Annotated in this window: 11 protein-coding genes and 1 pseudogene; 7 read left to right on the forward strand and 5 right to left on the reverse strand. The window is 57.5% G+C overall.

Annotated features, from left to right (window positions below; all coding sequences use genetic code 11):
• The first annotated feature begins 23 nt into the window (after positions 1-23).
• Genes JNB91_RS23535 through JNB91_RS23550 form a run of 4 tightly spaced genes read left to right on the forward strand, consistent with a single transcriptional unit; the run spans position 24 to position 4,151 of the window.
• Positions 24-1,295 carry an ABC transporter substrate-binding protein gene (locus JNB91_RS23535; RefSeq protein WP_220327915.1) on the forward strand — a complete coding sequence of 424 codons (1,272 nt, stop codon included), beginning with the start codon at positions 24-26 and terminating at the stop codon, positions 1,293-1,295.
• Positions 1,296-1,305: 10 nt separating this feature from the next.
• A complete protein-coding gene (locus JNB91_RS23540; RefSeq protein WP_220327916.1) occupies positions 1,306-2,238 on the forward strand; it encodes a carbohydrate ABC transporter permease in 933 nt (310 codons plus the stop codon).
• Positions 2,228-3,070: a carbohydrate ABC transporter permease gene (locus JNB91_RS23545; RefSeq protein WP_220327917.1), complete on the forward strand. Its 843-nt coding sequence runs from the start codon at positions 2,228-2,230 to the stop codon at positions 3,068-3,070. The genes JNB91_RS23540 and JNB91_RS23545 overlap by 11 nt, the downstream gene beginning before the upstream one ends.
• Before the next feature lie 16 nt (positions 3,071-3,086).
• Complete coding sequence (locus tag JNB91_RS23550) at positions 3,087-4,151, forward strand: ABC transporter ATP-binding protein (protein ID WP_220327918.1); 1,065 nt, start codon at positions 3,087-3,089, stop codon at positions 4,149-4,151.
• 205 nt (positions 4,152-4,356) lie between these two features.
• Here the strand turns inward: JNB91_RS23550 and JNB91_RS23555 are convergent, their stop codons facing one another.
• The 3 genes from JNB91_RS23555 to JNB91_RS30870 all read right to left on the reverse strand — a co-directional run bounded on the left by JNB91_RS23555 (position 4,357) and on the right by JNB91_RS30870 (position 4,967).
• Positions 4,357-4,524, reverse strand: coding sequence for a hypothetical protein (locus tag JNB91_RS23555; protein WP_220327919.1), 168 nt, complete (start codon positions 4,522-4,524; stop codon positions 4,357-4,359).
• 126 nt (positions 4,525-4,650) lie between these two features.
• Positions 4,651-4,830: a BA14K family protein gene (locus JNB91_RS31475; RefSeq protein ID WP_346269390.1), complete on the reverse strand. Its 180-nt coding sequence runs from the start codon at positions 4,828-4,830 to the stop codon at positions 4,651-4,653.
• A complete protein-coding gene (locus tag JNB91_RS30870; RefSeq protein ID WP_223218354.1) occupies positions 4,815-4,967 on the reverse strand; it encodes a hypothetical protein in 153 nt (50 codons plus the stop codon). The genes JNB91_RS31475 and JNB91_RS30870 overlap by 16 nt, the downstream gene beginning before the upstream one ends.
• Before the next feature lie 955 nt (positions 4,968-5,922).
• Between JNB91_RS30870 and JNB91_RS23565 the strand changes: the two genes are divergently transcribed.
• Entirely contained in the window at positions 5,923-6,882 is a 960-nt protein-coding gene (locus tag JNB91_RS23565; RefSeq protein WP_220327921.1) for an alpha/beta hydrolase, read from the forward strand.
• 27 nt (positions 6,883-6,909) lie between these two features.
• Here JNB91_RS23565 and JNB91_RS30875 read toward each other — a convergent pair.
• Together JNB91_RS30875 and JNB91_RS23570 are read right to left on the reverse strand one after the other, a co-directional pair.
• Positions 6,910-7,498: pseudogene (locus tag JNB91_RS30875) on the reverse strand (hypothetical protein).
• Positions 7,499-7,720: 222 nt separating this feature from the next.
• Entirely contained in the window at positions 7,721-8,488 is a 768-nt protein-coding gene (locus JNB91_RS23570; protein WP_346269387.1) for an SDR family oxidoreductase, read from the reverse strand.
• A gap of 174 nt (positions 8,489-8,662) precedes the next feature.
• Between JNB91_RS23570 and JNB91_RS23575 the strand changes: the two genes are divergently transcribed.
• Together JNB91_RS23575 and JNB91_RS23580 are read left to right on the forward strand one after the other, a co-directional pair.
• Positions 8,663-10,045 (forward strand): HWE histidine kinase domain-containing protein, encoded by a 1,383-nt coding sequence (locus tag JNB91_RS23575; protein WP_220327922.1) that lies wholly within the window; start codon positions 8,663-8,665, stop codon positions 10,043-10,045.
• A gap of 395 nt (positions 10,046-10,440) precedes the next feature.
• Positions 10,441-12,207 (forward strand): PAS domain S-box protein, encoded by a 1,767-nt coding sequence (locus JNB91_RS23580; RefSeq protein WP_223218344.1) that lies wholly within the window; start codon positions 10,441-10,443, stop codon positions 12,205-12,207.
• The last annotated feature ends 47 nt before the right edge of the window (positions 12,208-12,254 follow it).

Consider the following 12,254-nt stretch of genomic DNA (forward strand, 5'->3'; position numbering starts at 1 on the left):
CCATCTTTGGAGGAGGACTGGGAATGCTTCATTATCGGAATCTAAAGTCCACGGCCTGCGCAATAGCGGTAATCGGATCGTTCGTCGGTGGCGGGTCCGCCCACGCCCAGGACGCAGTCAATCTGCGCATGACGATCTGGAGCGCAAACGAGGCCCATCTGAAACTGTTCAACGAGATCGCGGCGGGTTTCAAACAAAACCATCCGAACGTTACAGTCACCTACGAGTCGCTGCCGTTCGAAACCTATACAACGGCGCTGACGACCCAGATTGCCGGTGGCAACGCGCCGGACATGGCCTGGATTTTCGAAACCTCGGCTTATGACTTCGTCAAATCGGGTGCGCTATATCCGCTGAGCGACACGCTGAAGGCAACGGAAGGCTATAATCTCGACGAGGTCAGCGCCGGAGCCACCGAGCGCTGGATGCAGAATGGCACGCTCTACGCCTATCCGTTCTCCACTTCGCCATTTGCAATGTTTGTCAACAACGATCTCGTCAAGGCGGCAGGCGCGACGACACCGGGTGAAATGGTCGCGACCGGGGAATGGACCTGGGACAATGCCATCGCCACGGCTTCGGCAGTCGCAAGATCGGACAAGGGCGGGCTGGTCGTCCGCGACTTCAACTACCAGGCCTGGCAATATCTGACATCGGTCTGGAACGGTTGGGGCGCTTCGCCCTGGAGCGAGGACGGCAAGACCTGCACCATGGCCGAAAAACCGATGGCGGATGCGCTCGCCTTCATCCACGATGCGGTCTTTACGAAAAAGGCGATGCCTGGACCCGGCGAGACTGTCGATTTCTTTGCCGGTAACGCGGCGATGACGATCACGCAGATTAGCCGCGCCTCGCTTCTGCCCAAGGATAAGCCCTTCGACTGGGATCTAGTGCCACTGCCCAAGGGGCCGGCGGGAGAATATGCGCTGATCGGCCAGGCAGGTGTCGGCGTCATGCAGTCGGGCAAGAATGCCGAAACGGCAGCCGAGTTCGTCGCCTACATGACCAACCCGGAAAACTCGGCCAAGCTCAGCCAGTTCTTCCCCTCGGCGCGTAAGTCGCTTCTCAATGCCGAGGTGCTGAAGAAGACCAACCCTCTGCTTTCCGAAGAGCAGATCGACAAGGTGGTCATTTCCGGCATCGCCACCGGCAAGGTTATGCCCGGCCATACCGGCTTTGCCCAGATCCAGCAGATGGTGCGTTCCAATCTCGATTCGATCTGGCGGCCGGAGGCGGATGTGCCGACCACGCTCCAGAAAATCTGCGGCCAAATCGGCCCGCTCCTGAAGCGCTGAGGAGGGCGCCATGGCTGTCGCGCAGGAAAACGCTTATCCGGAAGGCCGCTCCTTATCGCCGTTCTGGACCATTGCCCGGCGCGACAGCCTCGCCGGCTTCCTCTTCATCGCCCCGCAACTGATCGGCATCATCGCCTTTGTGCTGATCCCGCTCGGGCTGGTCTTCTGGTATTCGCTGCACGAGTGGAACGTGCTGGCCAATACCTTCACTTATACCGGTGCACAGAATTACCTGATGCTGATCGAGGACGAGAGCCTTGTCGAAGTGCTCGGCGCGACGGCGATCTTTTCGGCCGGCCTCGTCGTCATGAACATGTCGCTCGCGCTGCTACTCGCAGTATTGCTCAACCAGAAGCTTGCGGGGATCGCGATCTTCCGCACGCTCTTCTTCTCGCCGGTCGTGGTCTCGCTTGTCGCCTGGACGATCGTCTGGGGTTTCCTCTTGCAAAAGAACGGTGGTATCAACGGCATGCTGCTGATGGTCGGCATCGAAGGGCCTAACTGGCTGCGCGAGGAAACCACCGCGATGATCTCGGTCATCGTCGTGCAGGTGTTCAAGAATGTCGGGCTCAACATGATCCTGTTCCTGGCTGCACTGCAGGGCGTGCCGAAGGAACTGTATGAAGCTGCTCGCATCGACGGCGCGCCGGCGTTCAAGCAGTTCCGCCGTATCACCTTGCCGCTGATCAGCCCGACCATCCTCTTGACCTCGATCATCACCATCGTCGGCTCGCTGCAGGTGTTTGCGCAGATCGCGGTACTGACACAGGGAGGGCCGGGGCTCTCGACCACCGTGCTGGTCTATTACCTCTACCAGCAGGCCTTCCAGTTCCATTTCTTCGGCTATGGCTCGACGCTGTCCATCATGCTGTTTGCAATTGTCGCTGTCTTGACCTTCGCCCAATGGCAGATGCGCAAGAGGATCGTGTTTTATGAAAGCTGACCTTTCCCCCCGCATGAGGACCGCGCTTTATGGGCTGATGTGCGTACTGCTGATCCCCTTCGTCTTCCCCACCTGGTGGATGGTGACGTCGTCGATCAAGCCGATCAGCGATATCTTCGCCTTTCCGCCGCAACTCATCCCGCAAAGCTATGACTGGACGACCTATTCCAAGGTGTTCGAGCTGCAGCCCTTTGTGCGGCAATACTGGAATTCCGCTTATATTGCGGCTCTGGTGACGGTCGGCACGATGATCGTCTCGTCCATGGCGGGATATGCTTTTGCACGGATCAAATTCCCCTACGCCAACACGATCTTTATGATCGTACTGCTCGGCCTGTTGATCCCGTCGGAAGTGACGATCGTGCCGCTGTTCCAGATGTTCCTGAAGGCCGGCATGGTCAATACCCATTGGCCGCTGATCCTCGTGCCGATCTTCGGTGCGCCGAGTGTCTTTGCCACCTTCGTGATGCGTCAGTTCTTCGTCACACTGCCGGCCGAGCTGGAGGACGCTGCGCGTGTCGACGGTCTGGGGCGTTTCAAGATCTTCCGCAAGATCGCGTTGCCGCTTGCCAGGCCCGCACTGGCCTCGGTGGCGATCTTCACCTTCCTGCACTCGTGGAACCTGTTCCTCGAACCGATCGTGTTCCTGTCGAGCGCTGAAATGTTCACGCTGCCGCAGGCGCTCACACAATACACCGACGCCTATGGCGGGCCGATGTGGAACATCCAGCTTGCCGCCGCAACGCTGACGGCATTGCCTGTCCTCATCGTCTTCGTGATTGCCCAAAAGCACTTCGTCGAAGGCCTCGCCCATACCGGCCTTAAGGGCTGAGCAACCGGATCAGATCATGGCAAAAGTCAACCTTTCCGACATCCGCAAGAGCTACGGCGCCGTAAAGACCATCCATGGTGTCGACCTCGATATCCGCGACGGCGAGTTCGTCGTTCTTGTCGGGCCGTCCGGCTGCGGCAAGTCCACGCTTCTCAGAATGATCGCCGGTCTCGAGACGATCACCGACGGCACGCTGAAGATCGGCGACAGGAAGGTCAACGATCTCGATCCAAAGGATCGCGACATCGCCATGGTATTCCAGTCCTACGCGCTCTATCCGCATATGACCGTGGCGACGAATATGGGCTTTTCGCTGGAACATCGCGGTGGCAGCAAAGCGGAGATTACAGAGCGGGTGAACTGGGCGGCCGGCATACTCGGGCTGACAAATCTGCTCGACCGCTACCCGCGTCAGCTTTCTGGGGGGCAGCGGCAACGTGTTGCCATGGGCCGCGCGATCGTGCGCAATCCGCAGGTTTTCCTCTTCGACGAGCCGCTGTCAAACCTCGATGCCAAGCTGCGTGTCGTGATGCGCGGTGAGATCAAGGCGCTCCATCACAAACTCAAGACAACGACAATCTACGTCACTCACGACCAGGTGGAAGCGATGACCATGGCTGACCGGATCGTTGTCCTGAATGGCGGCAGGGTAGAGCAGATCGGTGCGCCGCTCGATCTCTACGACCGCCCGGTCAACCGGTTCGTTGCGGGTTTCATCGGTTCGCCTTCGATGAATTTTCTTACCGGCACGATAACCCAGCGGGGCTTCCAGACATCCGGCGTTGTTTTGCCTTTGGCGACATCTACAAACACCATCGTGGGGCAGGCTGCCGTCTACGGTATTCGTCCAGAACACTTCCGATTGAATGACCATCCCGGCCTCGCAAGTGTTCCTGCCGAAATCATGCTCATCGAACCCATGGGGTCCGAAACCCAGGTGACCATGAGGTTAGGAGATGTCCAAGTGATTGGCGTCTTCCGTGAGCGGATCAATGGTGCCCCGGGTGACGTGATGCACGTCTTGCCGGAAATCGGCGCCGTTCACCTTTTTTCTGAAGATGGCACTACTCGCCTTAACTGATGACGCGCTCATGCCGCGATTTGGCCTAAGAGTGCAAAGCAGACCTGCGGCCGCGTCGAAGGGCAATCGACCGGTTGCGTCGAATATGCAAATTCTCAATTGGTCAGTGATTATAGGTGCGGGTCGAGAGTTCACATCACATCAAAGCCATAAGTTAGAGTGTGAGGTCTGCACCGGCTCCTTCCGCTGCTACAATCTGGAGTGGTCATGACATCAGGTAGGCCGCAATGTCGCCGCGACAGGCAGCCACAAGATGTTCAAGATAGTATCCCGCTATCTTTGCCTCTGCGCCCAACACGCCGGCGAGCATTGCTGAACTCATGCTCGTTACCAGCAGGTAAAGCTGCAAATCGGTGTTCCTCCCGGCGGTCATCAATCCAGTCCTCGATGATCATCGTCGCGTTCTCCTTACTAAGACCTCAACAATCGACGAGAGGTTGATCCGTTCCACAGCAAACGAAAAGGGCGCCATTGCTGCCGCCCTCATCCTATACCAGCCTCAATAAGGTGACCGGCACTGCGCTCTGACACCAGCGCGCGGAACATAACTATTATCCGAGGCTCTATAGGTGCGGTAACGGTTAGCGCACCATTGCGCATGGCTGTTCCCGTAGGACCGGTTACCGGAGTTGGCAATAGCTCCGCCGATGATGGCCCCTGCAGCTAGACCTCCAATGATGGCGCCGGCATTGGAACGGCGATGCCTGTGATGATGGCGGTCGTATCTGCGATGGTGACGGCTGTAGTGGCGATCACCGCGATGATGACGATAATACCGGCGGCGGTCGTGATGGCGATATTGGACCTGCTCGACATTACCTATTTGCGGTGGGCTCACTGTCGGGAGCGGCATCGCCGCCGCGGGACCTAGCGAGGTCAAAGTCATCATAGCAGAAAGGGAAATTGCGGAAAAAAACTTGGAAACATTTCGCATATCGGGCTCCTTACCTCGCAAAATAATGCGAGAGACAAGACTTGGTTCCCATTTTGGTTAGTGCACGAATGAAATGGCTTCCGGTGTGATTAGCCAAACTATGCTCCTTACTAGCTTCCGCATTTCGGATCGCGCCCTCGCACCGCTTTAAAGAGGAGTTCGACGTGTGATCCTCGGGCAAGCTCCAGTTTGCCTCGATTTGTTTGTTCATGATCTAGCTTGTTGTCGTAGACAATGTTTCGATCAAAAATGGATTGCGATCATGTCCAAATTGGTCCCAGAAAGCGCGCCTTTATAGCTGCGGCTGCGGTACATGTTAATTTGTACGCGCAACTGAGGCGGATAGGCGCATCAGTTGCGCGTGGAAACCGACCGACCAATTCGGCATCGCTCATCACTCGGTCCGGATACAAAACGTAGGTGTCGTACTTTTCGTTGAGTGGGTGTGGTGACATCGCATTCTCTCTCTCTCTCTCTCTCTCTCTCGAGAGCGATGAAATAAGGGCGTTCAGTCTGTGCCAACATGTTTCCAACTAAAAGCTTTGACGTTTGATGTGTAGGAACTGTGAATGATTACGCGCAAGACGCATCGTTGCTTAGACGCAACACGGACTAAAAATGGCGACTGGGTGTCGGGAGACAACTGGCGCCGTTTCTGATTGGTACTAGGTTTTCGTTGTTAGCATCCACGAGTACCTATCATTGCGCCAGTTCCACATAATTCTCGCGATCGTTGCAACACTGTCATCGTGCGCAAGGCCCGGTCCCGAGACACTTGCTGTTGTGACACCCGTTCCACGTGCACACACAGTCGAAATCCTGGTCGCGACCAATCGCGTGCCGGACGCTGGCAAAAGTGGCGCTTACACCGCTGGCAGAGGAGATCGGCTGCACTATTCCGAGGTTACCATCTCCATTCCTCCAACACATCGCCCATCGAAGATCGAATGGCCGACTGCAACACCGGATCCTAAGCTCTCCTTCGCGGTGGTGGGACGACGCGAACTATCGGCGCACGAGTTTTCCATGCTGGCCCGAGGGCAGGCCAAGTCACTGGCACGTGGTCATGCCGGGATATTTGTCCATGGCTACAACTACAGCCACCAGGAGGCCCTCTTCAGGCTTGCACAGATGGCGGCCGACTCCAAGGTGCAAGACCGCGCCATCCTGTTTGACTGGCCATCCCAGGCAGAGGTCACCGGCTACGTCGCAGACAAGGACTCGGCTGCCTTCGCTCGCGACGACCTGGCAACGCTTCTCACCGAGCTATCGCAAAGCGGGGTGCGCCCGACGATCCTTGCCCACAGCATGGGAGCGTGGCTGGCGGTCGAAACAGTCAGACAACTCACGTTGATGGGCAAGAGGGACGTTGTCCGGTCAATCGACCAACTTGTTCTCGCAGCACCTGACATTGATATCGACCTGCTTCGCAAGCAGCTCTCGGTCACCGCTAGATTGGCGAGGCCGATCATTGTCCTTGCATCCAAAGATGACATTGCACTGGCCTTGTCTAAGAGATTGGCGGGCTCCGCAGCGACCGCTGGTTCACTGGATATCGACGATCCAAGGACGCGCGAACTCGCCTTGAAAGAAAATCTCGACGTCGTGGATATCTCTACCGTCCCATCGCTGAACGGCACCAACCACGACCGGTTCGCCTCGCTTGCAGCCGTCTATCCTCAACTTCGCGAGGGATTCAGCAACCCTGTGGCAGGGACTGGAGCCCTCGTGCTGAACGGGGTAGGTAATGCTGTCTCGGCTCCCTTCCGATTAGGAGGCTCGCTGCTGGCGCAATAGGAATCGGTGCCGCTTTGGTCAACTCGCTCAATACGAGGATCCAAGCCCTCTTGCATGGACAGGCGCCGTCATTTCAGCGCAAAGACCATTAGCGCCGAACTCGGCCCATCCTTCCAGCGGGGCACTGTCTTCGGATGGCAAACTCTTCGCCTTCTCTTGTCTTGCCAATGGTCTGGTGACTTTACGCTTATAGGCGGCACACCGTCGGTTCTCTGCGGCCACTTCCTTGTCGTGTGTACGCCAGTCATCGACGCTGCCGCTGTCGAGAGCCTTCACGACCATCTGAGGGTCGAAGACGTGGAATGTTATTGCCTTGGCACGCCCCCGCAACCGGATTGTCCTGGATCTCTCTGAAGATGACAGGCAGGGTCACTACGTTCGCAAGTATCTTGGAGATGATGGCGACGGCTGCGCGGAAAGCCGCTCGGGGGGGCCACATCGTTACGGTGACGGCCGCGACGTCGTGTTCCACTGACTTCCGGACGGGTGCGGGGAGGCGGGCGTTGATCTCCTGCACGATGCCTTTTGCCCACACCGCGGATCCCATTGTTGCCGCGCTCGGCAAGGAGCAGGTTCGGATCAGTTCGTTGCCGTCGTCGTCACGTTTTCTAGCCATTACAGTGATATTCGGAGCCAAACGGCGCGTGAATCAACAGGCGTCCGTTTGCCGCTATGAAGATTGCGCGCCTCTGGGATTGGCGGATCTAGTTGCTCACTCGCCGTGTTTCCTACCAGCTCGTAGGAATGCTGACGGGTAAGAATTTCGGAAAGCTTGTCGTCAAGGTAGTTTAGTTCAGTAGCAGACCGCGCTTCCTGTCTAGGAGCCGTGGTCTGTATGTCACCATGGGATCTCCGAGCCATTGTAGGCGACGAAGCAACCAGTGCGCGAGCTGTCCAGATCGTCGAGAGTGCTGAGGATGTTTGCGGCTGCCTCATCCGCGCTTACGGTAAGATGATTGCCGGAGTAAGGTTTCGAAAGCTCTGTTCTCACTGTGCCGGGATGGATCGCTACGACGACTGAAATGGGATGGGTCCGAGTCAGTTCTATCGACGCCGTCCGCACGATCTGGTTCAATGCCGCTTTCGATGCGCGGTAAGAGATCCAGCCACCCAGGCGGTTGTCGCTAATGGAGCCGACGCGGGCAGACAGGAAAGCGACGATCGACCGGGATCTTCGATCGAGCAGCGGCAGGAAATGCTTGGCCACCAAGGCTGGTCCGATCGCGTTGGTCTGAAATTGCGCGATCATCACGTCGGGAGCGAGGTGACGCAGAGCCTTTTCGGGCGGCGTGTCTGCGCAGGTCAGGATCCCGGTTGCGCAAATGAGAAGATGGACAGGTTTACCTGAAATGGATCGCGCATGTTCTGCGATGCTCGCCTCGTTCAGGAGATCGAAGCCGTCATGGCTGCGCGAAAGTTCGATTAGTTCTCCTAGCTTGCTTTCGGACTGTAGACGCTCGCATACAGCCCGACCTATGCCGCCGTTCGCGCCAATCACAACAGCCCGAAAACCGTCTGGGAGAGAGAACATGAAGTCAGTTCCTTCGATGATCATGTCATACAACGTCCCTCGTGAGGTGGGTTCAGAAAACCCAAAATGCGCCAATCTGCTGTCTTTCTGTGTGGAGCGGCTGCTGCCTAACTCAAACGGCGATAGCAAAAGTTTCGTGTCGAACGTTAAGCCCGAATGTCACAAGATCCCATGATTTTTGCCAAAGACTGCTCGTCGGCTGGGTCGACCGCCATCGAGAGCAACTGCAGCGGGACGGAGCCGAATTTGATGAGCGCCAGGAGCGGGCTTACGGACCAAGGAACAAAAGCCAATACCTCCTACGCCCATGGCATCGAATACTGGAAATGGGTGCGTGGCGATTCTGGCTGCACCTGCGGTGAAGTCCTGCGCACCGGCAGGCGGGCAATCGCGGAAGATGTAGAAACCTGTCTGTTCATGGCCGGGACACATGACCGCGACGTGCTTCTCGGCGGCGGCATCCGTGCGGGACAGACGACGCCGCTTATCACCCGCGAAGGCAAGCTTGTCGGTATGATCTCGACCCACTGGGGCCAGCCGCACAAACCGAGCGAGCGCGAATTGCGCATGCTGGACATCATTGCCCGGCCGACGGCTGACCTCATTGAGCGTCGCCGGGCGGCCGAGACCCAGCGGCTTCTGCTCAACGAGCTGAACCATCGTGTCAAGAACACGCTTGCAGTCGTGCAGGCGATGGCGAGCCGCACACTGGTGCGCTCTCCGGATCCCAAAGAGTTTGCCAAATCGTTTGGCGGTCGCGTTCAGTCTCTTGCAAAAATCCATGATCTGCTTAGCGCCAAGAGCTGGGAAGGTGCAGACTTCAAGGATCTCATCCATGGCCAGATCTCCGCTGGCGGAGATGAGACGAGGCTTACAGCAACAGGCCCAGCCGTCCGGCTTGATCCGCAGAGCGCGCTTCATCTTGCGTTGGTCATCCATGAGCTCGGCACCAATGCCATCAAATACGGTGCGCTTTCTACGCCACAAGGCCGGATCTATATCGACTGGAGGATAGACTATGGCCTGCGTATCCGCTGGACCGAACGTGGCGGTCCGCGCGTCGAGCCGGCTTCTTCACCAGGGTTCGGCACCACCCTTATTTCCCAGAGCGTTCGCGGGCAGGGTGGCGAAGCACTCATGACAATACTGCCGGAAGGCATCATCTGGGACATTATGGTGCCGTTCGCCGCTGCACAATGGTCCGCATCAAGGACTGCGGAGGCTAAAACAGGCCAGTTGGAAACCGGTTCCACGAATCTGCGTGACCTCAAAGGGCGGCGTATCTTGGTGATCGAGGATGAGCCCCTGATTGGCATGGATATCGTTGCATCTCTGGAACACGCAGGGGCGGAGGTCGAAGGGCCGATCGCAACGATAGAGGAAGCGTGCAGGGTAATCAGCAACAGTCGGTTCGACGCTGCGCTGGTCGATGCCAATCTTCACGGACGTCCGGTCGGCGAGGTTGCCGCCGCGCTCGTCGAGCAAGGCGTGCCCTTCGCGTTCGCGACCGGATATGACAAGGATGGCTTGTCGGAAGGCTTCCGTGATTGCCCGATCCTCGCCAAGCCAGCTGGACCCGAGCAGGTCGTCGAAATGGCAGGATGGCTTATTGTTGCGTCGGCTAGCTTATAACAATTGCACCTGCTCTCTGTAAGAAGCGTTGCGATGTTTCATTGCGCCTTGCCCAAGGAGGCTGCTCAGTAGAACACAGCCGGCGCTCGGCACGGTTAAAAAATCGAACTGAACTGGCCTGGATCGATCAGGCCTCGCTGCTGGAAGTTTTGCTTCCCGGCCATTTCTGGGAACCTGAAGGAAGTGGTGACGGGGGCTGACACACCGCGACATCACTCTGTCGCACACTGACACCAATTTCATTCGGACAGACCTTGCAGTGGCTGTCAGCCGCCATAAATCTGCCACCAAACGAACGGGAACAAGATGCGCGGCATCGCAATGGAAGTGTAGAGCGGATACCAATGCGGAGCGACACGGAGTGGACCTTAAACGGGAAAGATGAAATCTCCCGAATGATTGATAGCGGCGTGTGCGACAACTCACTCCTTGGTCCGCCATCTGACTGGCCCCAGTGTCTCAAATCAGCCGTCGATATCATGCTGCCGTCTATGGCGCAGATAGTCATGTTCTGGGGGCCGGATCTCGTGGCTCTCTACAACGAACCCTATGCGCCGACGATCGGCCAGCGGCACCCGCGAGCCTTCGGCCGGCCAGCGCGGGAAAACTGGGTTGAGCTCTGGGGTGACCTCGAACCACTTTTGCGTCGAGTGATGGATACGGGCGAGACGGTTGCCGCAAAGGACAGGCCTTTCTACATCGAAAGGCATGGCTATCCGGAAACGGTTTATTTCGACATCTCGTATTCAGCGATCCGCGATGAACATCGCGCAGTCCGCGGCGTTTTTTGCATCGTCAACGAAACGACTGACCGTGTCCGCGCCGATCAGGCGCTACAGGCCAGCGAGGAGCGGCTTCGGGCGGTCGTCTCTCAATCGGCAGCCGGCATTGGTCAGAGCAGCCTGCAAGGCAAGATCCTGCACGTTAATCGACGATTCTGCGAGATCGTAGGCTATGGAGAGGACGAGCTCCTCGGAAAGAACATCGCCGACATCACTTACGCCGATGACATGCCCGAGCAGAACCGCCTGTTCGGCCGGCTTGCTGCGACGGGCGATAGCTTCGACATGGAGAAGCGCTATCTTCGGAAAGACGGCAGCCTCGTTTGGGTAAACAATACGGTTTCCGCTCTTCGCGATGATCAAGGGCGAATCCATCAAGTTGCCGTCATTTCGGTCGACATCACTGAGCGCAAGCAGGCTCAGGAAGTCGAGCGCCGCTTGGCCTCCATCATTGAGTCCTCCAACGATGCGATCCTTGCGATCGACTTGGACATGACGATAACGGCCTGGAACGGTGGTGCGGAGCGGCTTTATGGCTACACGGCTGAGGAGATCGTCGGTCAGTCTGTCTTGATGTTGGTGCCGAAAGACAGGATCGATGAAGAGCCGGCGTTGCTTGAGCAGATTAAGGCCGGCTCGATGATTGAAGCCTATGAAACAAAGCGTCGCAGCAAGGACGGCCATCTGGTCGACGTCTTGCTAAGCGTCTCACCCATTCATGATACTGCCGGCAAGATCGTCGGGGCTTCAAAAATTGCCCATGATATTTCTGCCAAAATGGAAGCGGACCGCCTTCAGGCGGTCCTGATCGGCGAGTTGCATCACCGGGTGAAGAACGTGTTCGCGACGGTGATCGCCATTGCGCGTCAGACGTTTGGGAAGGTGACTGATACAATAGATGCGGTCGCTGCGTTCGAAGCGCGCCTGTCGGCAATGGCCCACGCTCACGATCTGCTTGCAGAGGGTGACTGGCAGAGCGCAGATCTCGCTGCAGTGGTCGAGCAGGCCGCAGCGCCTTACCCACCGGAGCGATTTACCATCTCCGGTCCATCCGTTCTCCTGCCTCAAAAGGCCGTTGCGACATTGTCGCTCGCGCTTCATGAACTTGGAACGAATGCCGTCAAGTATGGGGCCCTTTCCGTCCCAACCGGACAGGTGTCGATCATCTGGGCCTATAACTCTAAAACCTCGGTTCTCAATCTCCGCTGGCAGGAAAGTGACGGGCCGACAGTGAATGTCCCAACCAAGAAGGGCTTCGGGTCTCGACTGGTTGAGCGCTTGCTGGCGGCAGAGCTGAACGGGGCATCGACCATCATCTACGATTCCGCCGGGGTCATTTGCGAGATCGAAGCATTGCTTCCGCCGCACGGAAGAGCGTGACCAGCAGGAACGAATTCTCCCGCCATGACTTTTGTCGTGACGTAACT

Origin of the sequence: Aliirhizobium wenxiniae (genome assembly GCF_019511445.1) — a bacterium.
Taxonomy (GTDB): domain Bacteria; phylum Pseudomonadota; class Alphaproteobacteria; order Rhizobiales; family Rhizobiaceae; genus Neorhizobium; species Neorhizobium wenxiniae_A.